23 protein-coding genes and 2 pseudogenes are annotated in these 26,307 nt (G+C 55.6%); 4 read left to right on the forward strand and 21 right to left on the reverse strand.

Annotated features, from left to right (window positions below):
• Positions 1-8: 8 nt before the first annotated feature.
• From rsxC to B5E62_RS07480, 11 genes and pseudogenes are all read right to left on the reverse strand, one after another.
• Positions 9-1,331: an electron transport complex subunit RsxC gene (gene rsxC, locus B5E62_RS07435; protein ID WP_087173985.1), complete on the reverse strand. Its 1,323-nt coding sequence runs from the start codon at positions 1,329-1,331 to the stop codon at positions 9-11.
• Between the two features lie 199 nt (positions 1,332-1,530).
• A complete protein-coding gene (rpsA, locus tag B5E62_RS07440; RefSeq protein WP_087173986.1) occupies positions 1,531-2,631 on the reverse strand; it encodes a 30S ribosomal protein S1 in 1,101 nt (366 codons plus the stop codon).
• Positions 2,612-2,761 (reverse strand): annotated as a pseudogene (locus B5E62_RS17735) (4-hydroxy-3-methylbut-2-enyl diphosphate reductase); the annotation flags it as partial. The pseudogene B5E62_RS17735 and the gene rpsA, both read right to left, overlap by 20 nt.
• Positions 2,762-2,788: 27 nt before the next feature.
• Positions 2,789-2,875: pseudogene (locus B5E62_RS17740) on the reverse strand (4-hydroxy-3-methylbut-2-enyl diphosphate reductase); the annotation flags it as partial.
• 18 nt (positions 2,876-2,893) lie between these two features.
• Entirely contained in the window at positions 2,894-3,550 is a 657-nt protein-coding gene (gene cmk, locus B5E62_RS07450) for a (d)CMP kinase (protein WP_087173988.1), read from the reverse strand.
• A 25-nt stretch (positions 3,551-3,575) separates the two neighbouring features.
• A complete protein-coding gene (locus tag B5E62_RS07455) occupies positions 3,576-4,022 on the reverse strand; it encodes a YcxB family protein (protein WP_087173989.1) in 447 nt (148 codons plus the stop codon).
• A 30-nt stretch (positions 4,023-4,052) separates the two neighbouring features.
• The gene (locus tag B5E62_RS07460) at positions 4,053-5,282 is read right to left on the reverse strand and encodes an NAD(P)/FAD-dependent oxidoreductase (RefSeq protein ID WP_087173990.1); all 1,230 of its coding nucleotides are present in this window, start codon (positions 5,280-5,282) and stop codon (positions 4,053-4,055) included.
• Entirely contained in the window at positions 5,275-6,213 is a 939-nt protein-coding gene (locus tag B5E62_RS07465; protein ID WP_087173991.1) for a MurR/RpiR family transcriptional regulator, read from the reverse strand. Before B5E62_RS07465 ends, B5E62_RS07460 begins: the two co-directional genes overlap by 8 nt.
• Positions 6,214-6,331: 118 nt before the next feature.
• Complete coding sequence (locus B5E62_RS07470; protein ID WP_087174024.1) at positions 6,332-7,417, reverse strand: M24 family metallopeptidase; 1,086 nt, start codon at positions 7,415-7,417, stop codon at positions 6,332-6,334.
• Positions 7,418-7,509: 92 nt separating this feature from the next.
• Complete coding sequence (locus B5E62_RS07475; protein ID WP_087173992.1) at positions 7,510-8,871, reverse strand: peptide MFS transporter; 1,362 nt, start codon at positions 8,869-8,871, stop codon at positions 7,510-7,512.
• A 28-nt stretch (positions 8,872-8,899) separates the two neighbouring features.
• Entirely contained in the window at positions 8,900-10,687 is a 1,788-nt protein-coding gene (locus tag B5E62_RS07480; RefSeq protein ID WP_087173993.1) for an aminopeptidase P family N-terminal domain-containing protein, read from the reverse strand.
• A 289-nt stretch (positions 10,688-10,976) separates the two neighbouring features.
• Between B5E62_RS07480 and pepI the strand changes: the two genes are divergently transcribed.
• Complete coding sequence (gene pepI, locus B5E62_RS07485) at positions 10,977-11,873, forward strand: proline iminopeptidase (RefSeq protein WP_087173994.1); 897 nt, start codon at positions 10,977-10,979, stop codon at positions 11,871-11,873.
• A 28-nt stretch (positions 11,874-11,901) separates the two neighbouring features.
• Here the strand turns inward: pepI and B5E62_RS07490 are convergent, their stop codons facing one another.
• From B5E62_RS07490 to B5E62_RS07510, 5 genes are all read right to left on the reverse strand, one after another.
• The gene (locus B5E62_RS07490; RefSeq protein ID WP_087173995.1) at positions 11,902-13,890 is read right to left on the reverse strand and encodes a 2-isopropylmalate synthase; all 1,989 of its coding nucleotides are present in this window, start codon (positions 13,888-13,890) and stop codon (positions 11,902-11,904) included.
• A gap of 123 nt (positions 13,891-14,013) precedes the next feature.
• Positions 14,014-15,291: a D-alanyl-D-alanine carboxypeptidase family protein gene (locus tag B5E62_RS07495; RefSeq protein ID WP_242957774.1), complete on the reverse strand. Its 1,278-nt coding sequence runs from the start codon at positions 15,289-15,291 to the stop codon at positions 14,014-14,016.
• Between the two features lie 66 nt (positions 15,292-15,357).
• Positions 15,358-15,879 carry an SMC-Scp complex subunit ScpB gene (gene scpB, locus B5E62_RS07500; RefSeq protein ID WP_442911353.1) on the reverse strand — a complete coding sequence of 174 codons (522 nt, stop codon included), beginning with the start codon at positions 15,877-15,879 and terminating at the stop codon, positions 15,358-15,360.
• A 49-nt stretch (positions 15,880-15,928) separates the two neighbouring features.
• On the reverse strand, positions 15,929-16,723 hold the full coding sequence (locus B5E62_RS07505; RefSeq protein ID WP_087173997.1) for a segregation and condensation protein A: 795 nt from the start codon (positions 16,721-16,723) through the stop codon (positions 15,929-15,931).
• A 71-nt stretch (positions 16,724-16,794) separates the two neighbouring features.
• Positions 16,795-17,379 carry a TetR/AcrR family transcriptional regulator gene (locus tag B5E62_RS07510; protein WP_087173998.1) on the reverse strand — a complete coding sequence of 195 codons (585 nt, stop codon included), beginning with the start codon at positions 17,377-17,379 and terminating at the stop codon, positions 16,795-16,797.
• 167 nt (positions 17,380-17,546) lie between these two features.
• On the opposite strand from B5E62_RS07510, the gene B5E62_RS07515 reads away from it, so the two are divergent.
• Positions 17,547-18,425: a DegV family protein gene (locus B5E62_RS07515; RefSeq protein WP_087173999.1), complete on the forward strand. Its 879-nt coding sequence runs from the start codon at positions 17,547-17,549 to the stop codon at positions 18,423-18,425.
• Here B5E62_RS07515 and B5E62_RS07520 read toward each other — a convergent pair.
• Together B5E62_RS07520 and B5E62_RS07525 are read right to left on the reverse strand one after the other, a co-directional pair.
• A complete protein-coding gene (locus B5E62_RS07520; RefSeq protein ID WP_087174000.1) occupies positions 18,422-19,297 on the reverse strand; it encodes a metallophosphoesterase in 876 nt (291 codons plus the stop codon). The genes B5E62_RS07515 and B5E62_RS07520 overlap by 4 nt on opposite strands.
• A gap of 104 nt (positions 19,298-19,401) precedes the next feature.
• Positions 19,402-20,628, reverse strand: a complete 1,227-nt coding sequence (locus tag B5E62_RS07525) for a D-alanyl-D-alanine carboxypeptidase family protein (RefSeq protein WP_087174001.1) — start codon at positions 20,626-20,628, stop codon at positions 19,402-19,404.
• Between the two features lie 204 nt (positions 20,629-20,832).
• Here B5E62_RS07525 and B5E62_RS07530 point away from each other — a divergent pair, with 204 nt between their 5' ends.
• Positions 20,833-22,014 carry a DUF4317 domain-containing protein gene (locus tag B5E62_RS07530; protein WP_087174002.1) on the forward strand — a complete coding sequence of 394 codons (1,182 nt, stop codon included), beginning with the start codon at positions 20,833-20,835 and terminating at the stop codon, positions 22,012-22,014.
• Here B5E62_RS07530 and B5E62_RS07535 read toward each other — a convergent pair.
• The gene (locus tag B5E62_RS07535; protein WP_087174003.1) at positions 22,011-22,553 is read right to left on the reverse strand and encodes a prolyl-tRNA synthetase associated domain-containing protein; all 543 of its coding nucleotides are present in this window, start codon (positions 22,551-22,553) and stop codon (positions 22,011-22,013) included. The two genes, B5E62_RS07530 and B5E62_RS07535, sit on opposite strands and share 4 nt — an antisense overlap.
• A 132-nt stretch (positions 22,554-22,685) precedes the next feature.
• On the opposite strand from B5E62_RS07535, the gene B5E62_RS07540 reads away from it, so the two are divergent.
• Entirely contained in the window at positions 22,686-23,282 is a 597-nt protein-coding gene (locus tag B5E62_RS07540; protein WP_087174004.1) for a Maf family protein, read from the forward strand.
• 40 nt (positions 23,283-23,322) lie between these two features.
• Here B5E62_RS07540 and rpsU read toward each other — a convergent pair whose 3' ends face one another.
• A complete protein-coding gene (gene rpsU / locus B5E62_RS07545; protein WP_004222305.1) occupies positions 23,323-23,499 on the reverse strand; it encodes a 30S ribosomal protein S21 in 177 nt (58 codons plus the stop codon).
• A 122-nt stretch (positions 23,500-23,621) separates the two neighbouring features.
• On the reverse strand, positions 23,622-26,258 hold the full coding sequence (gene alaS / locus B5E62_RS07550) for an alanine--tRNA ligase (RefSeq protein ID WP_087174005.1): 2,637 nt from the start codon (positions 26,256-26,258) through the stop codon (positions 23,622-23,624).
• Positions 26,259-26,307: the final 49 nt, after the last annotated feature.

Raw genomic sequence — 26,307 nt, forward strand, 5'->3', positions numbered from 1 at the left:
CTTATTCTTTATTTCTTTTTCTTGCGGTTCGCAAGCGCAATTTTTCTCATAGAACCAATGGACTGCTTCAGCTGGCGCTTTGCGGGACACACGTAACTGCAGCACCCGCACTCCACGCACTCCAGACCGTTCAGCTTTGTGAACTGCTCCTCGTCGTGGTGCTCCGCATAGTCTGCCAGGCGGGACGGGATGAGCCTGCTGGGACAGGCATCCACGCATCTTCCGCAGTTGATACATGCCGTTGGCTCGAATTCCGCCACCGCGTCTCTGGAAAGACAGAGAATGGAGGAAGAAGTCTTTGTGACAGGAGTGTCCAGGGTGAACATGGCAAATCCCATCATGGGGCCGCCGGAGATCACCTTCTTCGGCTCTCCTTTAAAGCCGCCCGCAGCTTCCACCAGCTCTGCCTGGTTTGTGCCAAACAGGACCTTAAAGTTGCCCGGCTCGTTTACAGCGTCTCCGCTGACTGTCACGATACGCTCCATGGAAGGGAGTCCCTTTACGACAGCCTGGTAGATGTTGATCATGGTCTCCACGTTGTCCACCACGCAGCCCGCGTCTGCCGGGAGCATGGAGGAATTGATGGCTCTTCCTGTGGTGGCGTAGATGAGCTGTCGCTCAGCTCCCTGAGGATACTTCGTCTTCAGGGCCATCACTTCCATCCGTGCTTCGTCCTTCACCAGCTCCTTTAATTTTGCGATGCAGTCAGGCTTGTTGTCCTCCACAGCAAAGATCCCCTTTGCGTTGTCAAACAGGGAAAGGACCACCTTCATACCGCCCACGAGCAGCTCGGGCGTTTCCGTCATCCTGCGGTAGTCCGCTGTTATGTAGGGCTCACACTCTGCACAGTTTGCAATAATGTAGTCAATCTTTTCCGGCTCCTTCGGGGAGAGCTTTACCCTTGTGGGGAAGCCTGCACCGCCCATGCCGACCACGCCGGCCTCGCCGATAGCGTTTAAGATCTCCTCTTTTGTCATCTCGCCGAGAGGTTTGACCGGAGCGTACTCCACTTCCGTATACTCGCCGTCGTTCTCAATGACAATACAGTTTACTTTTGCCCCTGTGGGGTTGAAATGAGGTTCGATCGCTTTGACTGTCCCCGAGACAGAGGCATAGATGGGGGCGGATACGAATCCGCCTGCCTCCGCGATCTTCTGTCCCTTTAATACATGATCGCCCACTGCTACAACTGGAGAGGCCGGGGCGCCAATATGCTGAGAAAGCGGATAAACCAGGTTTCCCTTTGGCTTAACTTCGACAATAGCCTTGTCTTTTGCCAGGCTTTTGCCATCATCCGGGTGGATACCACCCTTAAATGTCAACAATGCCATCTCTTTTTTCCTTCCTTCCTACTATAATCTGTATATACTATACAAGAAAAACTCGGCTTCTTCTAGTTTTTCCGGCATTTTTCTTGTATATTTCCAAGTACATCTCGTCGCATTTTTAACAATACTGCACATGAAAAGAAAGAGACTATAACATAGTCTCCATCTTTTTATACATTATATATTTGTGCGAAAATGCGCTTTACTCTTCTTCTGCCTCTGCCTCAGCCGGAGCCTCCTCAGCCTGCTGCGCGCTCTCAAGAGCCTTCATGCTCAGGCTGATCTTCTTCTCCTCCTCGTTGAGGTCCACGATCTTGGCTGTGATCTCCTGTCCCACCGCAAGAACATCAGATGGCTTATCTACGTGTGCTCTGGAAATCTGAGACACGTGGAGCAGTGCGTCCACACCAGGCGCAAGCTCAACAAAAGCGCCAAAGTCTGTCATCCGTGCGACCCTGCCGGTGATGACCTTTCCAACAGCGTAATCCTCCGCCGCGTTGGCCCACGGATTGGTCTCCGGGAATTTCAGGCTGAGCGCAATCTTCGTCTCATGGATATCCTTCACGAGAACAGTTACCTTCTCGCCAACCTGGAATACCTTCTTCGGATTCTCCACTCTTCCCCATGACATCTCAGAGATGTGGAGCAGCCCATCCACGCCGCCCAGATCGATAAAGGCACCGAAGTCTGTCACATTCTTGACTGTACCTTCGATCCTGTCGCCAATCTGCAGCTTCTCAAAAAGCTCTTTCTGCTTTTCAGCCTTCCTGGCCACAAGGAGCTGTCTCCGGTCTCCGATGATGCGGTTCCTTCTCGGATTGAATTCGCTGATAACGAACTCGATCTCCTGATCCTGGTATTTGCTCAGGTCTTTCTCGTATGTGTCAGAAACCAGGCTTGCAGGGATAAATACTCTGGCTTCATCGATCACGACAGAAAGTCCGCCGCCAAGGATCTGTGTAACAGGAGCCTTCAGGACTTCCTTATTCTCAAATGCCTCTCTGAGGCGCTCGTTTCCTTTCTCGGCCGCAAGGCGTTTATAAGTGAGCAGCACCTGACCTTCTCCGTCATTCACTTTCAATACTTTTGCTGTCATGGTATCTCCAGGGGACACGATAGTCGTCAGATCAACGTTAGGCTCGTTTGTATACTCGCTTCTGGTGATGATGCCATCTGCCTTGTAACCTATATTTAAAATGATCTCATCCGGCTTTACGTCGATGACAGTGCCATCTACCACTTCCCCGTTCCGTATTGTCTTAAAAGACTCTTCCAACATCTGTTCAAAAGTTAATTCTGACATTATTTTGAACCTCCTCAATTATTTTATTGGGCGTGGATGCCCCTGCTGTAATACCTACTGTTTCCACGGACCTTAATTGATTCATATCAAAATCGTCAAGTGTCTGTATGTAGTACGTATTGTTACATGCATGATCTGCGAGCCGTTTTACAGCATAGCAAATCGTATCTAAAACAGTTATATCATACCCCTTTTTCGAGATAATTTCAACTAAATCTTTGATTTTATTGTAATTATATGTCGTTTCAGCCTCCCTGCACATCTACCGGCAGAGTCCAAGGATCGTATCCGCCACCTGCCGGATCGTCATGTCCGAGCTGTCCACCAGCACCGCGTCCTCAGCCTGCCGCAGAGGCGCCGTCTCGCGGTTCATATCGCGGCTGTCCCTCTCGATGATATCCCTCTCGATCTGTTCCAGGTCGCAGGGCACACCCCTGGAGGTCAGCTCATCGTATCTCCTCTTTGCGCGGGTCCGGCTGCTGGCAGTCAGATAGACCTTCACATCCGCGTCCGGGAGAACGCAGGTCCCGATGTCCCGGCCGTCCATGACCACATTCTGGCTGCGGGCCATCTCCCTCTGGAGAGAGAGGAGCTTCTCCCGCACCTCCGGGACAGCCGAGCTTTTTGAGGCCATGCTGCCCACCTCTTCACTCCGCAGCAGGGGGGTGATGTTCTCGCCGTTCAGGTAGACCTGCTGCTGTCCCTCCTCATAGCCGATGGAAACCTGCGCGTCACGGCATGCCTCCTTTATCTTCTCCGTGTCCTCCGGCCGGATGCCCTTCTTCAGGAAATGGACGGCCAGCCCCCGGTACATGGCCCCCGTGTCCACGTAGATAAATCCTTTCTCTTTTGCCACAAGCCGGGCAATGGTGCTCTTTCCCGCACCTGCCGGTCCGTCGATCGCTATACTGTAACCCATTTTTTCGCTCCTTGTCCTGTATATTTTAGAGATACTGGATGCTGCCTCCGGCCTTAGTACATTTCTTTAGAAGAAACTCCTTCAGGTCGGCGAGGTTCTTTCCCTTCACGCTCCCCTTTTTCAGAGCAATGAAGCCTTCCTTTTTACGCCTTTTGTCAGCCACCAGGGCAAGCGTGGTGTCCGTCTCGCAGATGCACTCTATTTCTCCGTAGGAGAACTCCTGGGTGACATCACCGGTGACACATGTGAAGCCGTCCTCGCAGAAGCTGACCTTCACCGTGCGCTCCTTTCTGCTGATCCTCTTCAGCTCCGCCCAGCGCTTCCTGGCTTCCTCGTAGGCCTTTGTCCTGATATCCTGTACCTTGAAGGGGCCCCATGCCTTCGTGTTCCTGTATTTGTAGAGGGCCGTGTACATCTCGTTTACTATTTTAAAAGACTCGCTGTATTCCATATAATATACTGGTTCCATCATATCATTCCTCTTCCTGTAGATTCTTTTGCGTTAGGGGATGCTGCTCCCTGCCAGAAAGGCGGTGGACCAGGCGATCTGGAGGTTAAAGCCGCCGGTCACCGCATCCAGGTCCAGCACCTCCCCCGCAAAGTAGAGCCCCTTCACCCTTTTGGACTCCATAGTCGCGGGGTCCACCTCCCGCACCGAGACCCCTCCCTTTGTGATGATGGCCTCACTCCATCCCCGCAGGGCCACGGCAGTCACTGTCAGATCCTTCAGCAGGCGGACAAGCTGTCTCCTTTCCTCTCTGGAAATGTCGTGTATCTTTTTCTCCGGCGGGATTCCCGAGAGCTCCACTGCCACGGGGATCATTCTGGACGGGAGGAGCCTGCCCAGGGAATTTTTGAACTGCCTGTTCTTCTGCTCCTCAAAGTCCCTGAGTATCCTCTGGTCCAGCTGCTCGTGGGACAGGGCCGGCTTCAGGTCGATGTGGAAGGAAAGAGGTCCCTTCTTAAGCCTTGGCCCCACCTCGCTCGTGGCACTCAGGACAACCGGGCCGCTGAGTCCGAAATGAGTGAAGAGCATTTCCCCGAAATCACGGTACAGCTCCCGCTTTCCATCCTTGACCGTCAGCTCTATATTTCTCAGGGAGAGTCCCATCAGGTCTCTCACCCACTTCTCCTCCGCCTCCACCGGGACAAGAGAGGGGAAAAGGTCTGTGACGCTGTGGCCTGTCTCCCGGGCAAACCGGTACCCGTCTCCGGTAGAGCCTGTCAGGGGGTAGGAAAAGCCGCCGGTGGCAATGATGCAGGCGTCTCCTGTCTCCCGCCTGCCATCCTCCAGGAGAAGGCCGGTCAGCCTTCCATCCTCTGTCAGCACCTCCCTGGCCGCGGCGCCGAGATGGAGACGGACCTTCCATCTGCTCATCTGCCGCTCCAGGGTGCGGATCACATCTGAGGAGTGGTCGGAGGCGGGAAATACCCTGCCGCCTCTCTCTGTCTTCACCGGCATGCCGTTCTCCTCGAAAAAGCGGATCACATCCTGGTTCGTGTGGGTGTAAAAGCTGCTGTAGAGAAATTTCCGGTTGCTCTTTACCGCCTGGAGAAGCTCCTCTGTGTCGCAGTCGTTTGTCAGATTGCAGCGTCCCTTTCCGGTGATGAAGAGCTTTCTGCCAGCCTTGTCATTTTTTTCGTATACATGGACCTGATGGCCCTGCCGGGCGGCGGCCACAGCCGCGTACATGCCGGCGGCGCCGGCGCCGATGATCAGAACCTTACTCATCTGTATCCCCTTTGTCTTCTTTTTTTCCGGGCGCGGCAAGCTCTACCTTGTCACTCACCTTGTCCAGCTCATCCCCGCTGTACACCTGATACTCGTCCCATATCTCCTCCAGCATCTCCAGTGTGGAGACAACCTCCTTCTGCTTTTTCATGCACAGTGCGACCACCAGGGCGTTGACCACGCTCAAGGGGGCCACCAGGGAGTCCACGATGGAGGCCATGTCGCTCCTGGCGATCAGATTGCAGGAGGAATAAAGATTCATGGGGGAGTGGATGCTGTCTGTCAGGGTGATGACCTTTGCCTTCCTGTTGCTGGCGAATTCCAGCGCCTTCAGAGTACGCATGGAATACCTGGGAAAGCTGATGCCGATGATCACATCCTCCTCCCCGATACGCAGCAGCTGCTCAAAAATCTCGCTGGCACTGTTCGTGCTCACAGCCGTCACATCCTCGCAGAGCAGATTGAGGTAGAAGCTCAGGAAGCTGGCCAGCGGTGCGCAGCTCCTGATCCCCACCACGTATACCTTCCTGGCCTTCAGGATAGTCTCCACGGCCAGCTCAAATGCCTCGTGGTCGATACTCTCCATAGTGAGCTTTATCTTCTCAATATCCGACTGCAGGACAGAGGCAAGGATCTCTCCCTGGGTGATGCGCCCGTATGTCACCTCCATGCGCTGGATGGAATTCAACCGTGTGCGCACCATCTCCTCCAGAGCCTTCTGGAAGGCAGGGTAGCCGGAGTAGCCCAGGGCGGTGGCAAAGCGCACTACCGTGGACTCGCTGACCCCAACCACTTCCCCCATCCTTGCGGCCGTGAGAAAGGCCGCCTTGTCATAATCCCTGCGGATATAGTCAGCCAGCTTTTTCTGTCCCTTGCTGAATCTTGCGTAGCCGTCATCAATTTTCTGCAGTAATTCGTTGTTTGTTCCCATCTTACAGGTCCCTTTTCTTTATAGTCACAAGAGGACAAAGGACCTCCGGTCCCTGCCCTCTGTGTGTATTCACTGTACTATTATAAATCCTGCCGCACCGGTCCGCAAGTAGAAATCCTTACTCCTCCGGCACAACGATCAGGTCCTTCGTGAAGCTGTTGAGCACTTCACAGCCGTCCTCCGTAACAAGGACAAGGTCCTCGATGCGGACGCCGATGCCTTCCTCCGGCAGGTAGATACCCGGCTCCACGGAGAAGCACTGACCCGGCCTGATGATATCCGTGTTCACGGAAGACACATCCCCGGCTTCATGATCCTCCAGGCCGATGGAGTGTCCTGTGCGGTGCGTGAAATACTGCCCATAGCCCATCTCCTCGATGTAATTTCTGGCGGCAAGGTCCACGTCGCACATCCGGTTGCCCGGCTTCGCGGCGGCAATCCCACGCAGGTTTGCCTCCAGCACGATGTTGTAGATCTCCCTCGCGCGGTCTGACACCTCGCCGATGAAGACAGTCCTTGTCATATCGGAGGCATAGTTGTCCTTGAAGCCGCCGATATCGATGACCACGCAGTCGCCCCTCTTCCCTTTTGTGTCGTCCGTTGCGTGATGGGGATCCGCCCCGTTCTTTCCGTAGGCGGTGATGGGGTCAAAGGACACGCCCTCACATCCGGCCTCCTTGTAGATCTCCCGCACCCTGTGGTCCAGCTCCATCTCGGTCATTCCCTTTGCCACAAGGGGGATGACCTTCTCCATGACGCCGTCGTTGATCCTGGAGGAGACGCGCATCAGCTCCTGCTCCTCCTCGTCCTTTATCATGCGGACCTGGTCAACGATCCAGGAGGCATTGACAAAGCTGCTCCCGCCGCCCAGCTCCTGCAGGCGCAGGAGGAATCTGGCCGGCCAGTTCTTGTCCACGCCCATGACCGCGTCCCTGTCTACATAGCGGCTCAGGAGCTCCACAGCGTCCTCGATGTCGTCGTACCACACAAGCTCAACGCCCAGGTCTCTCTCCTGGGGGAACAGCCTGTTGATGACCAGCTTGTGGTTCCCCTTGACATTCAGGTACAGAGCCAGCATCCTCTCGCCCGGATGTATCCACTTCCCTGTCAGATAGAAGATCGCCACAGGGTCAGAGATGATCATCTGGGGAATGCTGTTTTCTTCCATTGCCTTTAAGATTTTTTGAGTTCTTCCCTCGTTCATGATATGCACACCTCGCTCTTTTATTTTGCACATGCCGGGGAAAGGTCCCCGGCACAGTGTCTGCAGATTTTCTCCTGCCACTTACTATGATATTACTCCTGCTCCAGCTTGTCCAGCCTGCCGCTGCATCCCCACAGTATGAGTCCGAGGGCGATGACAACAGCCGCCACAGCTCCGTATCCCGCCTGGAACGGAACTGTCTTCAGGAAGTCGTAGAGCGGCGGGTATATCATCTGCGCAAAGAACACAGCGATGGGCCAGAAGCCAAGAAGGATACCCATGGCCTTGGCCGGCGCGATCTTTGTGATGAAGGAATTGCCAAGAGGCGAGAACACCATCTCGCCCACAGACATGAGGACAGCCACCATGACGATCCAGATGAGCGAGCACTGTCCGTCGCCTCTCACGATATCGGCGGCCACCATGACAACAAAGGCGCATCCCACAAGGATCATGCCCAGCGCCGTCTTCTTGAACATGCTCATGTCTCCCTTCGGGCGCTTTGCCATCTTATCCCATATAATAGCGAATACCGGTCCCAGGATGATACATGTGATGGCGTTCACGGAATCAAACCAGGATGTGGGCACCTGGAAGGAGCCGATCATCCAGTTAGCGTGGTTCAGGTAGGAGGCACCGTCTCCCCAGCCGAAATAGTAGTATGCCGGCATGTAGGCCATATACCACACCATCCAGAAGACAACAGAAAACAGAGTCACGAGGATGACTGCGATGATGCGCTTCCAGTCGCCCTTTGTGAGCGGAGCGCTCTCTGCCTTTGCAGCCTTCGTCTTGTCCACGAACTCTCTCTGGTCATGCTTGAACGGCTTCTTTCCCGCTTCACCCAGAGCTCTCTGGTTTACAATGAACCAGATGGCGTCGATGAAGAGGAAGATGCCGCAGATCAGGAATACGGTGTTAAACGGCAGCTTCAGGCCGAAGAGTCCCGAGATGGGAAGCATGGCGATAAATGTTGTCCCCGTAAAGCTTCCGATGTTCACGAAGGAATACTGGATGGAGAAGGCGTTGTTCAGCTCCTCCTTGTCGTGGAATAAAAGTCCGTTTATGCCGGACAGATTTCCCTTGAAAAGGCCGGTACCCACTGCCACCAGGATGATCATGACCCACACAAGGGCGAGGGAATCGGCCCGCCAGGCGCACACATAGCCAAGTCCCATCAGTATCATACCTGCCGGCACGCAGATACGCGGACTCAGCCAGTAGTCGGCGAGCCATCCGCCCACAATGGGGGTGATGTAGGTTCCCGCGACAAATGCGGCTGAGATGAAGGCGCCCTCGGAGTCTGTCAGTCCGAGTCCTCCCTGGGCTGCCTCCGTGGCGATCCAGATCGCCAGAAGATATTTCATGGTGTAAAATGCCAGTCGCTCAAAGGTAAAGCCGAGCGCGCAGACATAGAAACCAAAGGGTTTTTTTCTTTTTGCTGTCTGTTCCATTTTGAAGTTTCCTCTCTGCTATTATTTCCTACACAGCCCTTGTGTACTTTTTAAGCCAGTCTCTCTCCTCCTCGTCAAGGAAGGGGGAAACCTTTTCGTACACCGCGCTGTGGTAGTTGTTCAGAAGACGTCTCTCCTCTTCTGTCATCATATCCGGAAGGATGGCGTCCAGATCCATCGGAACGAATGTGATGGTCTCAAAATACAGGAACTGCCCGTACTCGTTCCGGGGCCCTTTTCTTGTCAGCAGCTCATTTTCCAGCCGGATCCCGTATTCTCCCTCCAGGTAGATGCCCGGCTCGTCTGTGACCACCATGCCGTCCTCGAAGGGCTGGATCTCTCCTGCCCGGAGCTGCCAGCGGAACCCTGTCGGCGGCTCGTGTATGTTCAGGAGATAGCCGACTCCGTGTCCCGTCCCGTGATCAAAGTTCAGGTTCCTGTCCCAGAATGGCTTCCTGGCAAGCATGTCCAGTGTCATCCCGGTCGTGCCGTATAAAAATCTTGCCGATGCAAGCTGGAGGTTGCTGATGGCTGTCAGCGTAAAGTGCTCCTTCATCCTGTCTGTCACATCGCCCAGTGCGTAGGTCCTCGTGATGTCGGTAGAACCCTCATAAAAGCCCGCGCCGGTGTCAGTCAGGAGAAAGCTTCCTCCCTCCAAGCGCACATCTGTCTCCGGCGAGGATGTGTAGTGCACGATGGCCCCGTGTTCGCCGAAAGACACAATGGGCTCAAAGCTCGGGCGGATGAAATCCCCCTGCTGTGCCCGCAGTTCGTCCAGCTTCCGTGAAGCGCTCAGCTCTGTGATGACCTCTTTGTCGTAGTTCTCCTTGACCCATTTCATAAATCTGATATGGGCAACGCTGTCCTTGAGCTGGGCTTTCCGTATATTGGCAATCTCTGTGGGATTTTTGACTGCCTTAAAGAGGATTTCCGGATTGCGCATCTCCACCTTCCCGGTCTTCTCAGGTATGTTTTTCCAGAGCGAGTAGTTCAGCCTTGCCGGGTCGATGAGGACAGTCGCGCCTTCATCCAGCGCCTTCACATCTTCATAGATGTCATTGTAGGGGTGGAATACAACTCCATCCCTCTCCAGCTCCTCCCTCAGCTCTCCGGAAAATTTAGAAGCGTCCGCATAGAGGTCCATCCGGTCCTCTCTGACCACAGCGTAGGACAGCACCAGCGGGAAGAATTCAATGTCATTTCCGCGGATGTTCAGCGTCCAGCATATATCGTCCAGTGTGGTCAGTATATGACAGTCCGCTCCCGCTCCCTTCATGGCTTCGCGTATCCTCCCGAGCTTTGAGGCGCGGTCCTCCCCCGCGTACTGGAGTCCCAGCTCCCATACCGGCTCTTTGGAGAGGGCCGGCCGGTCTTCCCATATATCTGCCGCCAGGTCCTTCCCGCAGGAGATGGCGCCTCCCTTCTCCGCAGCGATCTGCTCGTAGAGCTTGCCGTCGCCCAGAGAGACACATCTTCCGTCAAATGCGATAACACCGCCCTCCGGAAGGCGGTCTCTCAGGAAATGTTCTATGTCAGGCACCCCGGGCTTTCCCATCTTCATGAGTCTGACCGGTGTTCCCTCCAGCTCCTTTGCCGCCTGGATAAAATATCTGCCGTCCGTCCACAGATAGGCCTCATCCGCTGTGAAGACTGCCGTGCCTGCGGAGCCGGTAAAGCCGGTGAGAAATTCTCTCATCTTGAAATGCTCACCCACATACTCGCTCTGATGGAAATCAGCCGTGGGCACGATGTAGATATCTGCCCTGTTCTGCCGCATGATACCATGCAGCCTCTGTACTCTCCCGGTTATATCCATGATCTCTCTCGCCTCCATTTTGTGAATCTTGACTCATACACTGCCTGTCCGCACCAGCATCCGGCACAGATATCCCCGGCGCAGACCAGATTATTTTACAATATAAAGCAAGGTTTGTAAACTTGAAAATTTCAGCCGGAAAATTTTGGCTCTCCTCAGCAGCCGCCCCCATTTCCACGCCTTGTCAAACAAAATCCCCTTATGCTATACTTGTCAGAAACAGCGGGTTTTATGTAAGAGACCTGCTCTTCCGCAAGGGAAGGCAAAGAAGATCCAGGAGGTAAACGATATGAATATCACAGAAGGATACATGCCCTATCTGGGCTATCAGACATATTATCGGATCGCCGGAGAGTGCCGGGACGGAAAGCAGCCCCTGCTGCTGCTCCACGGCGGGCCCGGCTCCACCCACAATTACTTCGAGGTGCTGGACGCCCTGGCTGACACAGGCAGGGCCGTCATCTCCTACGACCAGCTCGGCTGCGGGAATTCCTATGTGGACGGACACCCGGAGCTGTGGTGCCAGAAGACATGGGACAATGAGCTGATGGAGCTGCGCAGGCATCTGGGACTTGACCAGGTACATCTGCTCGGGCAGTCCTGGGGCGGCATGCTGGCCATCGAGTATCTCTGCGACTACCAGCCGGAGGGCGTCACCTCCGTCATCCTCTCCAGCACCCTCTCCTCCGCCAGCCTGTGGGCAAAGGAGCAGCATCGCATGATCCGCTTCCTCTCCCGGGAGGACCAGGAGGCCATTGCCGAGGCAGAGCGGACCGGATGCTTTGACACGCCGGCGTACCTGGCAGCAAACAGCAGGTTCATGGAGCGGCACTGCGACTCTCTGCATGATGACAATGCCCCTGAGTGCGTGACCCGGCCGAAAAGATCCGGGCAGGAGGCCTACCTCTACGGCTGGGGGCCCAACGAGTACAATCCCACCGGGTCCCTGGGAAACTGGGAGTACACGGACAGGCTGGACCAGATCAAGTGCCCGGCCCTCATCATCAGCGGCACAAACGATCTGTGTACGCCCCTCATCGCCAAGACCATGTATGACCGCATCCCGGACGCCAGGTGGGAGCTCTTTGACGGGTGCCGTCACATGTGCTTTGTCGAGGACACCGAACGATATATCCGCCTTCTTGCAGGATGGCTGGATGAGACAGAAAAAAACGGCTGCCTGTAGGCAGCCGTTTTTGCGGGTCAGGTTTGCTTTATTTCTGGTTCCGGAACTGTACCGGTGTCATATTGTACGCTTTCTTGAAGAGCCTGTTAAAGTGCTCCACGTTCTGATAGCCCACGGACAGGGCGATGTTCTCCACCGTCATGTTGCTGCTCTTTAAGAGCGCTCTTGCCTTCTTCATGCGGATCTTCTTTACAAGGTCACCGAAGGTCATCCCTGATTTCTCCCGGATATACTTGGAGAGGTAGGGCTTGGAGAGATAGAACTTCTCTGCCAGGTCATCCAGCGTCACGTCAATGTAGTTGGCCTGTATGTAGTTCATGATCTCGATCATGCGGGCATCCTTCACCGGCTCCGCAGTGCTGAGCTCCTCTATCTTGTTCACAGCCACGATGAGGGCCTCAATGGAGGCTCGGATGATGTCTGCGTCTATCCCAACGCCCCAGAAGGTCTTCTCCTGGGAGACGATCCCTACGTAGGCTACCGCCTTGGAGGAGGAGCCCCTGGTGAGCGAGTGCTCCTCGTAGTAGCGCAGCTCGTAGCTGATATTGAAGTACTGCTTGATAGCGTTGCTGACAGCGTCCAGGCGGCCGTTTCCGGAGGCGGTCACCACCTGCTCGTCGTTGCCGTGGTGGATAGTGGCGTCCGCGATGATGCCGTCCGCCTGGCGGAAGTGGCACTCATCGATGGAGAACACGGTCTTGGCGTTCACGTAGTTGTCCGTGAATATCTGGTATACCCACTCCGGTGTCAGCTCTTTGTGGGCTCTGTCGGAGACACCCTTCACAAGGTAGCCTACCTCCTCCCTCATCTTCTCCGGGAGATTGATGCCGTGGCTCTGCTTCAGGATGTAGTTCACGCCGCCCTTTCCGGACTGGCTGTTGATGCGGATGACATCTGAGTCGTAGCGCCTTCCCACATCCTGGGGATCGATGGGCAGGTAGGGAACTGTCCACTTGCCGCACTTCTTCTCCTCGCGCCATGCCATGCCCTTGGCGATGGCATCCTGGTGAGAGCCGGAGAAGGCCGTGAAGACCAGCTCGCCCGCGTAGGGCTGACGCACATCCACGGTCATCCTCGTGAGGCGCTCATAGGTCTCCTTGATCTCTTCCATGTTGGAGAAGTCCAGCTTCGGGTCCACCCCGTGGGAGAACATGTTCATACCCAGGGTGATGATGTCCACATTTCCTGTCCGCTCGCCGTTTCCAAACAGCGTGCCCTCGATCCTGTCCGCACCTGCCAGGATGCCCAGCTCCGCTGTGGCCACGCCGCAGCCCCTGTCGTTGTGGGGATGGAGAGAGAGGACTACGTTCTCCCGGTAGGCAAGGTGCTTGTGTACGTACTCGAGTTGGGAGGCGAAGACGTGGGGCATGGCGTTCTCCACAGTCGTGGGGATGTTGATGATGGCCCTGCTGTCAGCCTGGGGCTTCCAGATATCCAGGACAGCGTTGCACACCTCCACGGCGTAGTCCACCTCTGTCCCGGAGAAGCTCTCCGGGCTGTACTCAAAGGTAAAATTGCCCTCTGTCTCATCCGCCAGCTTTTTCAGGAGCTTCGCCCCGTCTATGGCAATCTTCTTTATCTGCTCTTTGTCCTTTTTGAACACCTGCTCCCTCTGCGCCACAGATGTGGAGTTGTACAGGTGGATGACTGCATGGGGAGCTCCCTTTACAGCCTCAAAAGTCCGCTTGATGATGTGTTCCCTGGCCTGGGTCAGCACCTGGACGGTCACGTCATCGGGGATCATGTTCCGCTCTATCAGGGCACGCATAAAATTGTACTCTGTCTCAGAGGCGGCCGGGAAGCCCACCTCGATTTCCTTAAAGCCCACCTTCACAAGCAGCTCAAAGAATTCCAGCTTCTCCTCCAGGCTCATAGGCTCAATGAGAGCCTGGTTGCCATCGCGCAGGTCCACGCTGCACCAGACCGGGGGCTGGTCTATGTATTCCTTTTTTACCCAGTCGTAAGTGACTTCCGGGGGCATGAAATACTGCCGCTCATATTTTTCAAAATGTTTCATCTTCCATCTCTTCCTTTCAGCAACACAGAAAGCTGAATATTTATCAACTTTGTTGTTCTTTTTTAATACCTGTCTATCCTAACACACATAGGCGCAAAAGAATAGTGGTAAATTTAATCATTTTTATTGATTTATTTTGTTATCCCCTGTAAAAAAGCGGGCACAGACCTGGTCCATACACCAGGGGATACTCCTCTCTGCCACCTCCAGTGCCGCTGTCACCTTCTGCTCTGCCACCGGGAAATCCCCTACGCAGTAGAGGACGCTCCCTACCTCCTGCCCCTCTCTCACAGGGGCAGACAGCTCCCCGGGGAGCAGGGCCCTGGCGGTCACGGTCTCATTTTCAGCCAGAAGGATATCCTTTTCCAGCGGCTCAGCCGTGAGGAGGGCTCTGGCTTCCCCCTGCAGCGCTCCGGAGGGCGGCGCGCCGCCGCCCACAGGCAGGTCAGGCAGGGCGTGGTCCAGAGTGACCGTCTCGTACCGGTAATGGTCGATGCCGTACTGCATGAGCTTTCTTGTGTCCTCCCATTTGTACCCTTTGTTGCCCGGCCATCCGCATGCCAGGAGGGCCACGATAAAGGTGCGTCCCCCGTTTTCCAGCGCCCCCACATAGCAGTATCCCGCATCCGCTGTAAATCCCGTCTTCCCTGTCAGCGCGCCCTCCATCATGGTGAGGAACGCGTTGTGGTTCCGGAGAGAGAAGGTCCTCTGACCGGACAGGTCTGTAAAGGTGTAGCTGTCCTTCCCCGTGATGGCAAGAAAGGACTCCCGCTGCGGCGACTCTTTGATGCAGTATCTGAGCATCCGGGCCAGGTCGGCCGCCGTGGTGGAATGTACACCCGTCTCATCGGAGGCATCCAGGCCGTTTGGCGTGACAAACCAGGTGTCCAGACAGCCAAGCTCCTCCGCCTTCCGGTTCATCAGCTCAGCAAACCTCTCCACACTCCCGGCCGTGTTCTCCGCAATGACGACAGCGCTGTCATTGTGGGATTCCAGCATAAGAGAGTAGAGCAGATCCTCCATGCGGTAGCTCTCCCCCTCCCGGACGCCCAGACGGACCTCGGGCGAGGAGGCGGCATTCTCCGACACGGAACACTCCATCTGCAGGTCCCCCTCCTCCAGTGCCAGGATGCATGTCATGATTTTGGTAGTGCTGGCCATGGGCCGGGCTGTGTCCGCCTCTTTTCCAAATAAAACACGCCCGCTGTCAGCGTCCATGAGGACCGCCGACCGGGCGTGGAGAAAGGACAGCTCCACCGGCGCCTCCCCTTCCTCTGCCTGTTCAGCCGCACGGACGGGGGCACGGGCTGCCAGGAGAAAAAGGAGCGCAGCTGCCAGGAGCAGGCATACCCTCTTTTTTTGACCGCTCTTTTTCTGTTTTGTCACATGAAGCCACATCATATACATCACGCCCCAAAGAACCTGCGCAGTTAACCTATATGTATGAAGGCCGCAAAGAAAATATGTCTATACATCCAGCCTGAGCTGTGCCTCCTCCTCGGCCTCGTGCTTGAAGCTCTCGATCTGCTCCGGATTGATACCCGGCAGCTCATCCAGGGAGTGGATGCTGAAGCGCCGCAGGAACTCCTCCGTGGTCCCGAACAGGATGGGCTTCCCCGGCGCGTCCAGCCTGCCCACCTCGCACACGAGGTCGTACTCTACCAGCTTATTGACCGCATGGTCTGACTTGACCCCCCGTATCTTCTCTATCTCCAGCTTTGTGACCGGCTGACGGTAGGCGATGATGGAGAGGGTCTCAAGCTGCACGTCTGTCAGCACGTACCTGCGGGGCTGCCTCGCCACCTTGATGAGATACTCGTACATCTGGGGCTTCGTGCACATCTGGAAGGAGTCCTCCAGTTCGATGATGCGGATCCCCCTGTCGTCTGTATCGTATTTGTCCATCATATTGTGTATCAATCTGCGGGTCGTCTCCTCGTCATGGCCTATGGCCGCCGCAATCTTGGAGAGCTCCACCGAGTTCCCCATGGTAAAGAGGATGGCCTCTATGATCCCCTCTAATCTGCTTATCTCCACTTTATCCTTCCCCTTCTTCTCTTTGCTCTTCTTTACGTGTCCGCTCCCCGCCGCATATCATGGATGTGATGAGGATATCATCAAAGGGCTGCTCCTGCAGGACCTTGATCTTGCCTGTCTTCATCAGCTCCAGCACGGCCAGGAAGGTGACTACGAGCTGCACCCTGGACCTCTGTCTGGCCATGAGCTGGCGGAAGCTGAAGGAGGGATGTGCCCCGGCGTACTCCTCCACAAAGCCCAGCTTTTCCGGCAGGGAGACCTCCTCCTTCTCTATTTTCCCAAAGCGGCTGCGGATAGGATCGATCTTGTCCGTCTGCCTGCGCATCATCTCCCGGAAAATGCTGTTCAGCCTGGCGAGCGTAAGGCCGTCCAGCAGCTTGTCCAGGTCTATCGGCTCCACATAGTCCTGCACCTCCTCCGGAATGTCCGGATCCCGGTACAGAGACCTATCGCCCTCCACCTGCCGGTCCCGCAGCTCGTAGGACATATACTTGTACATCTTGTACTGAAGGAGCTGCTCCACCAGCTCCTGGCGGGGGTCTTCCTCCTCACCCTCCCCGTTCACTTCCCTGGGCAGCAGCATCCGGCACTTGATATCCAGCAGTGTGGCCGCCATGAGGAGGAACTCGCTCATCACATTCAGGTCCTCCCTCTCCATGGCATGGATATATTCCATATACTGATTTGTGATCTCCACGATAGGAATGTCGTAGATATCTATTTTGTTTTTGTCAATGAGGTGCAGAAGAAGGTCCAGGGGGCCTTCGAACACCTGCAGCTTTACCTCTAATCCCACAGACACCCTCCGCTCTTTTTGACTTAACTATACTATTATATCTGACCTTTGCTCTTTTCTCAACAGTTTTTCTAAAGCTGTATGAGCACCCTGGAGCGGAGGATTCCCATGAGGAGCTCCTTGGCCTCCCTCTGCAGCTTCTCCACAGGGATCTTCTCAGCATGTCCCTCATTGATAAAGCCGATGACGCCGTAGCACAGGAACCCGGCGATCCTTTTCGGCGAGTAGCGCAGACGGCTCCGGCTCTCCATCCGCTTTGTGTGCTGCTCCACTGTCTCCAGGACGATGCTGTAGAAGGCAAATGCCAGGTACGGGTTCTTGTCAGGCGCTGTATAGTGAAAAAAGTCAAAACGGCTGTAGTACAGCTCCATGATGGCGTCCAGGATGTTACAGTAGCTGAGCACTTCGTCCCTCTGGGGATTGTTCTCCCGCTGCTTTCTCTCATAGTCCTCCGTGCCCAGGAGCACCATATCCTGAAAGATCTCGTCCACCAGCGCGTACTTGTCGCTGTAGTGGGAGTAGAAGGTAATGCGGCTTATTTCCGCCCTGGCACACAGTTCCGTGATGGAGATCTGCTCAAAGGGCTGCTCCGGGAGCATGGATATGAGCGTATTTTTCAGATTTCTCTTTGTCTTTGTGATGCGTCTGTCTTCCATGGCATACATTTCTCCTAAACTGTATAAATAACTGACAAATCCGGATGGTCTGTCATTGAGTTTTCATTTTTGTTCTGCTATAATATTTTAACATCTGTTAAAATATCGGTCAATGTGTAAGATATTTTGTGTTTTGAGCCATATTAAGAACTGTAAAGGAGAGTACTATGTCAGACATTGCTATTATGACGGACAGCAACTGCGGGATCATGCCGGGCTGCGAGCCCTGTCCCGACATCCACATCATACCCATGCCTGTCCTGATAGATGGTGAGACTTTTTATGAGGGAAAGAGCATTACTGCCGACAGCTTTTACAGGCAGCTCGCCTCCGACGCCGCTGTCAGCACCTCTCTCCCCTCCCCCGGAGACGTGATGGACATGTGGACCTCCCTCCTGCGGGATTACCGGGAGGTGGTGTACATCCCTATGTCCAGCGGGCTTTCGACCTCCTGCGCCAGCGCTCTGGCACTGGCCTCCGACGGGGACTTTGGGGGGCGTGTCCACGTGGTGGACAACCACCGTATCTCCGTCACCCAGACCCAGTCTGTGCTGGACGCCTGCGCCCTCGCCGAGGAGGGGAAGACGGGGCGCCAGATCAAAGAGCAGCTGGAAAGGGAGGCGCTGGATGCCAGCATCTACATTGCCGTGGATACTCTGAAATATCTGAAGCGCGGCGGGCGCATCACGCCTGCCGCCGCCGCGGTGGGCACAGTGCTGAATTTAAAGCCCGTCCTCACGATCCAGGGGGACAAGCTGGACGCCTTTGCGAAGGTCCGGGGCATGAAGGCCGCCTTCCGGACCATGTGCAAAGCGGTAAAGAAGGATATAGACACTCGCTTTTCCCACTTAAAGGACGAGGGAGTCCTGAAGCTGGGCATGGCCGAGACGGCTATGAGCGAGGAGGAATTTCTCTCCTGGTGGGAAAAGTACCAGGAATTTTTCCCGGACATGGAGATCGTCCACTATCCCCTCACCATGAGCATCGGCTGCCACACGGGAGCGGGCGCTCTGGGAGTGGGCGTATTCCGGGTACACCGGCCCTAGCCCTGTTTTCCGACAAAAGTGAGACTGACAAGCTCAGCCATATTGTAGAGACGGACATTGACTGTGTGGGTCCCAAGTCCCCGGCTGACCACACAGCTTTGTCCGTCTTTTCCTTTGTACATATCCCCCGAGTAGCGGGGGAAAAGCTGCATCTGCGGGGTGATGACTCCCCCCACAAGGGGCAGGCGCACCACACCCCCGTGAAGGTGGCCGGACAGGACAAGGTCCGCCCCCCATTCCCAGTAGACATCCATGTAGGCCGGATTGTGGGCCATAAGGATACGGTACGTATCCCCGGACCGCTCCCCGACCCGCTCCTCTATCTCCTCCACCTGCAGCTCCTCTCTCCCCAAATGGCTGTAGCAGGAAAGAGGGAGCTCAAGGCCTGTGATAGCTGCCTGGAAGCCCTCCTTCTGAAACAGACAGGTCTTATTTTCCAGGACACGGATGCCCGCCTCCAGAAGGGCGTGCCGGTATCTCTCATATCTGTCGCCGTACTGCCTGCAATTCTCCTTCATCTTCTGCTCGTGGTTGCCGTTGGCGGCATAGACAGGAGCAGCGGACGCAAGCCGCCTCATGAGGGCCAGGGCCGTCCTGTCCGTCTCCGGCTGTGTCCGCGTCAGCATGTCGCCGCCTGTCAGGATACAGTCCGGTCTCTCCTGCTCCACCTTCTCCATCAGCCTCCTGTTCTCCTTCCCGTATTCCTTTCCGTGAAGATCCGAGAGGAAGAGGACCCTTATCTTCCTTCCTTTCTCCAGCCCCGGCAGCACCTTCCTGTAGCGCCTCACCCGGAAGCCGGACAGCTCTCTTGCCATCTCACCGGCGCACACGACAGCGGATGTGCCCAGCAGTGCGAGCGGCTTCTTCCACATTTCAAGCTCCTCCTTATCTGTCTGCCCTCCTCCGGGCAGTTCTGGTAATGATTATATAATCTGTCCTGCTGTTTTGCAACTTCCCGATTCCTTTTTTCCCGCACCTATGCCGGGAAGAACATCGCAAGGGTCTGCTCCAGGCTGCTCAGGAGGGTAGCTCCCGGCACATTTTCCGCCGCCACAATGTCCGCTCTGCCGATTTCGGCACCGTCCAGGGTGTAGACCACGCTCCCCGCTTTATCTCCCGCCCTGACAGGTGCTTTCAGCTCCTCCTCCACCTGATACTCCTTCTCAATAGCTGTCAGGTCCGCGCCTTCCGTGTCCACGTACCGGAAGGGCTCCTTCTGCCTCACGGCCGTCTGCCTCTTCTGCCCCCCTCTGACCTTCACAGGCTCCAGCCTCTGGATGCCCTCATCCACATACTTCACGCATTTTCCAAAGCCGTAGTCCAGAAGGGATGCCGCGTCCTGGAACCGCTGCTTTGATGTCTCCGCCCCCATGACCACCGCGATCATCTCCATCTGGTTCTTCTCGGCCGTGGCGGTCACACAGAAGCCCGCGTCGTCTGTGGACCCGGTCTTCAGTCCCGTGGCGCCGGCATACTGGCGGACCAGCTTGTTGGTGTTTGCCAGCGTGAAGGTGGTGCTCCCTCTGGCTGTGGTGTGGGTAATGTCCTCCATCCAGATGCAGGCGTAATCCCGTACCTGGGGGTATGTACGGATCAGCTCCCGGGACATGGTACCTATGTCTCTCGCGGTCGTCAGGTGCCCCTCCGCATCCAGGCCGTTGCAGTTGACAAAGGTAGTATTTTCCATTCCAAGCCCCGCTGCCCTCTCGTTCATGTGCCTCACAAACTCCTCCTCACTGCCCCAGATGTGCTCAGCCATGGCCACGCAGGCGTCGTTTGCACTGGCCACGGCAATGCATTTGAGCAGGGTGTCCACAGTCTGCACCTCCCCCGGCTCCAGGAAGACCTGGGAGCCGCCCATGGAGGCAGCGTACTCGGACACGGTCACCTGGTCTGTCAGGGCAGTCCTCCCCTCCGCCAGGGCGTCAAAGATGAGAAGAAGCGTCATCACCTTTGTCACGCTGGCAGGGGGACGTCTTTCATCCGCGTTTTTCTCGTAGACCATCTTCCCCGTGGATGCCTCCGCAAGAAAAACAGAAGGGGCCTCCACCTGCGGACCGTCTGTGGCGGCAGTCTCCCCGCTGTCTGTCCCGCCGGACTCCTCCTGACCGCTTTCCTCCCGGCCGGCCTGGGGTGCCGCCCTGAGCGCGGCCGGCTCCAGGAGCAGCACCACGCACAGGAGGACCGTCAAAAATCGCTTCATATGCCCATCTCTCCTCGCATACATCGTCTGTTACTAATATATTTCTCTTTTGTCCACTTATTCTATTTTTTGCTCTCAGACCGGCCTGTGTCCAGGTTGTCAATCTCGTCCCGCTGTGTTAAAATGTGTGTTCCGGGATTCCTCCCTTCCAGGGTGGGCCCGGCTGGACCATATCAGAAAATCAGTCAGGAAAAGAGGTATTTTATGAATAAAAAAGAAGTCCTGGAGATCAGGAAACAGTTCTCCCCGCAGAACTGCGCCATCACCCGCATCTGCGGCTGTTATGTGGACGGAGAAAAGGAAAAAAAGCTGGAATTCAAAGAGGCCTTCCTCTCCCTCCCCGAGGAGGAGGAATACAAGTATTTCGATCTGTTTAAGCGGACCCTGTCCGGCACCGTGGGGAAAAACCTCCTCAATATGAGCTTCCCTCTGGAGGAGGAACAAAAAGGCGGTGCCCAGGAGCAGCTGATGCAGCTCAGGGACAGCCGTCTCACGGATGACATGCTCGTGTCTGAGTTTTATGATAAGGTGATCGAGCACTACGACTTTGGAGAGCACTATCTCATCCTTCTCATCCACGCCGCCTATGACGTGCCCGGAAAGGCCTCCGACGGGATGGAGATGTACGATGCCTCCGACACAGTCTATGAGCACATTCTGTGCAGCATCTGCCCCGTCTCTCTGTCCAAGGCGGGCCTGTGCTACAACGCGGAGCACAACAGCATTGAGGACCGGATACGTGACTGGATCGTAACTGACCCGATCAACGGTTTTCTCTTCCCCGCTTTCAATGACAGGTCAAGCGATGTTCACAGCCTCCTCTACTACTCCAAGAAACCGGAGGAGCTCCAGGAGGTCTTTCTCACCCAGGTCCTGGGCTGCAGCCAGGTCTTAAGCGCGGGCACCCAGAAGGAATCCTTCCAGGCTATGATCGCGGACACGCTGGGAGAGGACTGCCCTTACAGCGTGATACGCAATATCCACGAGAACCTGAACACCCTGATCGAGGAGAACCGGGAGGAGCCGGAGCCGCTGGAGCTGGGCAAGCCTGAGGTCAGACGGCTCTTCTCCCTGAGCGGTGTGCCAGAGGAGAACCTGGAGGACTTTGACCGGGAATTCGATGAGACGGTGGGCGAAAAGGCCTCTCTTCTGGCCTCCAACATCGCCAGCACAAAGAAATTTAACATCAAGACTCCGGACATTGTCATCAATGTCAATCCGGACCGCACCGACCTGGTGGACGTAAGAGTGGTGGATGGGCGGAAATGCCTTGTGATCCCCGTGGACGACCAGGTGGAGGTCAACGGCATCGAAGTGAGGATGGACCCGGAGACAGGGGCTGAGGGACAGCCCTTGCAGCCTCTGTCCGCGGGTCCCAGGCTTTAAAGCTCCACGATCCTGGGTCTGTGGTGGGTGTAGGGCAGGAACTTCTTCAGAAGGTCCTGGGTCTTAAATTTCAGATGGGTGGTGTTGATGCCCGTGTTGCAGACAAACCACTCCGCCTGGGCCACCTCCTTGTCGATGATGAGCTGTACATAGTCATCCTCATCGTTCAGAAGACCTACGACACTGGCGGAGCCGGGGGTACAGCCGATATGCTTCACCATCAGCTCCGGCGGCGCGAAGGACATGTGGGACACTCCCAGCTTCCTGCTGAAGGAGGCTGTGTCAAAGGGCTTGTCATCGGGCATGAGGAGAAGGAAAAAGGAGGTCTTCTTCTGGTTGCAGAGAAAGACATCCTTCCGGACCGGCGCCTGCAGCACCTCTCCTATCTCCGCGCACTCCTCCATGGACGAGGCCGGGTCGTTGTCCACCCGCTCGTAGGAAATGCCCAGCTTTTTGAAGACCCTGTAGACCTCCTGCTCAAGGGAGACTCTCTCCGACACATTCTCCGGAGGGGTGTTTGTGATCTCACTGATATACATAGGGTTCTTTCCTCCATTTCATTTTTGTCTTATAATAGCTATTATAGTGCACCGGCCCCTTCCCGCGCAAGCGAAAGACAGGTTTTTGCCGTGCCGGCCACTGGAAATATCATTGAAAGGATGTGATCTTAAGTGAAATATATACTTGCCTCCGCCTCTCCCAGGAGAAAAGAGCTCCTGGCCCAGGCCGGATATGACTTTGAGGTGTGGCCCTCCGGGGCGGAAGAAAAGAGCGGCGGAACGTCTCCTGCCGAGATCGTGGAAGAGCTTGCGGCTCTGAAGGCGCAGGATATCTTTGACAGGTGCCTGCCCTCCCGCCAGGAGGACTTCACCGTCATCGGGGCAGACACGGTCGTTGCCTACAATGGTGAGATACTGGGGAAGCCGGCCGATGAGGGCGAGGCGCTGGACATGCTCGCCATGCTGGCTGACCGGACCCATCAGGTCTGCACAGGCGTGTGTCTCATCGTGTGGAGGGGCGGGCAGAAATATGTGCGCACCTTCCACGAATGTACACAGGTCACCTTCTATCCCGTGACCAGGGAGGAGCTGCTCGCCTACGTCCGGACCGGCGATCCTCTGGACAAGGCGGGAGCCTACGGGATACAGGGCCCCTTTGCCGTGCATGTGAAGGAGATCCGGGGAGACTACAATAATGTAGTGGGGCTTCCCATTGCCAGGCTGTACCACGAGCTGAGAGCGATGGAAGACAGATGGGAACGTATATAAAAAGATGACACGCACATGCGTGTCATCCTTATTTTGCACATTAGTTATATTTACGTTTTCTAGCAGCTTCGGATTTCTTTTTGCGTCTTACGCTCGGTTTCTCGTAATGCTCTCTTTTCCGAATTTCCTGCTGAATACCAGCCTTTGCGCAGCTTCTTTTGAATCTGCGTAAAGCGCTGTCCAACGTCTCGTTTTCTTTAACGATTACATTTGACATAGTCTCACACCTAACCTCCCCTCCAGCCCTATATTGTGCATCATACGACTGTTCGGGTATATTTATTGCACTACATTAGATTATAGCACATTTTTCCTGCACGTCAATCATTTTTTTGCTTTTTAGAGCTGGTTTTCCAGCACTTCTTTTGCTTTCTGCAGGGCCTCATCAATGCCGGCAGGGTTCTTTCCTCCTGCCTGAGCCATATTCGGACGGCCGCCTCCGCCTCCGCCGACGCAGGAAGCGATGGCTTTGATCAGGTTGCCCGCATGGGCGCCTGCCTTGACAGCTCCTTCAGTAGCCGTGGCCATCAGGTTTACCTTGCCGCCCGCATCGGAAGCGAGCACGACCACGCTCTCTCCCAGCTTCTCCTTGAGCTGGTCTCCTAAATCTCTCAGGCCGTTCATGTCAGCGCCGGGGGCCTTGGCAGCCAGGAAGTTTATGCCTTTCACCTCAGTCACCTGGTCCGTCACATCGCCCATGGACTCTTTTGCGAGCCTGCTCTTCAATCCCTCCACCTCACTGTGGAGCTCCTTGTTTTCAGCGAGCATGTGGGAGAGCCGCTCCTCCAGCTTGTCCGGTGTGGTCTTAAGGAGCTTTGCGGATTTTTCCAGCCGCTCCTCCAGCTCATCATAGTACCTGAGAAGGCCCTTGGATGTGAGGGCCTCGATCCTGCGCACACCGGCAGCCACACCTGTCTCAGAGATGATCTTGAAGGCCGTGATAACGCCCGTGTTGTCCACATGGGTACCGCCGCAGAACTCCTTGGAGAAATCGCCCATGCTCACCACCCGGACGATATCGCCGTACTTCTCCCCGAAGAGAGCGGCGGCTCCTGTCTTTCTGGCCTCCTCGACAGGCATGTTCTCAGCCTTCACGGGCAGACAGTTCATGATCTGCTCATTGACGATGGCTTCCACCCTTTTCAGCTCTTCCTTCGTCATGGCCGAGAAATGGGTAAAGTCAAAGCGGAGCCTGTATTCATTGACAGAGGACCCGGCCTGCTCCACATGTGTCCCCAGCACCTGGCGCAGGGCCTGCTGGAGAAGATGTGTCGCGCTGTGGTTCCTTGCGGAGAGGGCACGCTTCTCCTGGTCGACCTCCAGGGCGGCCTTGTCTCCCACCTTCAGCATGCCGCTCACCACGTGCCCCACATGGCCGATCTTTCCGCCCAGGAGCTTGATGGTATCCTCCACCTGGAAGAGGCCGTCCTCCGTGCGTATCACGCCGTTGTCCGCCTCCTGGCCGCCGCTTGTGGCGTAAAACGGTGTCTCTTTTACAAACACAGTACCTTTCTCGCCGTCAGACAGAGCGTCCACCACCTCGTCCTCCGTTGTCAGGACTGTGATCTCCGAGTCATAGGTCAGGTGGTCGTAGCCCACAAATGTGCTGGTCACAGAGGGATCGATGGACTCGTACACCGTCACGTCGGCGCCCATGTAGTTGGTCTCGCCAAAGGTGCCCTTTGCCCGCTCCTTCTGAGCCCTGGCGGCCTTCTCAAAGCCCTCCTCATCGATGGAAAATCCTTTTTCTTCGAGGATTTCTCTCGTCAGGTCCACAGGGAAGCCATATGTGTCGTAGAGACGGAATGCCTCCCCGCCGGAGAGGACGCGGCTTCCCTCTTTCTCCATCTGAGACTCCAGCCCCTCCAGGATGGAAAGGCCCTGGTCAATGGTCTTGTTAAACTGCTCTTCCTCCTTTGTGATCACCTTGAAGATGAAGTCCCTCTTCTCCTCCAACTCCGGATATCCGTCCTTGGAGCCGTCGATGACCGTCTGGGCCAGCTCTACCAGGAACTCTCCCCTGATGCCGAGGAGCCGTCCGTGGCGGCAGGCGCGGCGGAGGAGACGGCGCAGCACATAGCCCCTTCCGCTGTTGGAGGGCATGATGCCGTCAGATATCATAAAGGTCACAGAACGGATGTGGTCCGTGATGACGCGGATGGACACGTCAGTGGCGTAATCCTTCTCGTACTCCTTGCCCGCAAGGCGGCACACATGTTCCCTGAGAGCCCGGATCGTGTCCACGTCGAACATGGAGTCCACACCCTGCACGATACAGGCCAGACGCTCCAGGCCCATGCCGGTGTCAATATTTTTCTGCTCCAGCTCTGTATAGTTTCCCTGTCCGTCATTGTCAAACTGGGTGAACACATTGTTCCATATTTCCATATAGCGGTCGCAGTCGCAGCCTACCGTGCAGTCCGGCTTTCCGCAGCCGTACTCCTTCCCCCGGTCATAGTAGACCTCCGAGCAGGGACCGCAGGGACCGCTTCCGTGCTCCCAGAAATTGTCCTCTTTGCCGAAGCGGAATATCCTGTCCTCCGGGATACCGATCTGCTTGTTCCATATCTCCCACGCCTCATCGTCATCCACATAAACGGAGGGATACAGGCGGTCCGGGTCAAGTCCCACCACCTCTGTCAGGAACTCCCAGGTCCAGGCGATGGACTCCTTCTTAAAATAGTCGCCAAAGGAAAAGTTGCCCAGCATCTCAAAGAAGGTGCCGTGGCGGGCCGTCTTTCCTACATTTTCAATATCTCCGGTGCGGATACATTTCTGGCAGGTGGTCACTCTCTTTCTCGGAGGGATTTCCTGACCTGTAAAGTAGGGCTTCAGAGGTGCCATACCGGAATTGATCAGCAGAAGGCTTTTATCGTTGTGGGGCACAAGCGAGAAGCTCTTCATCGCCAGATGTCCCTTGCTCTCGAAAAATGTAAGAAACATTCTCCTTAATTCATTTACACCGTATTTTTGCATAGTTTCCTCCTAAATTTTCAAACTAACATCTAATTATAAATAGAACCCC

The sequence above is a fragment of the Lachnoclostridium sp. An118 genome, from assembly GCF_002160985.1.
GTDB classification, from domain to species: Bacteria; Bacillota; Clostridia; order Lachnospirales; family Lachnospiraceae; genus Claveliimonas; species Claveliimonas stercoravium.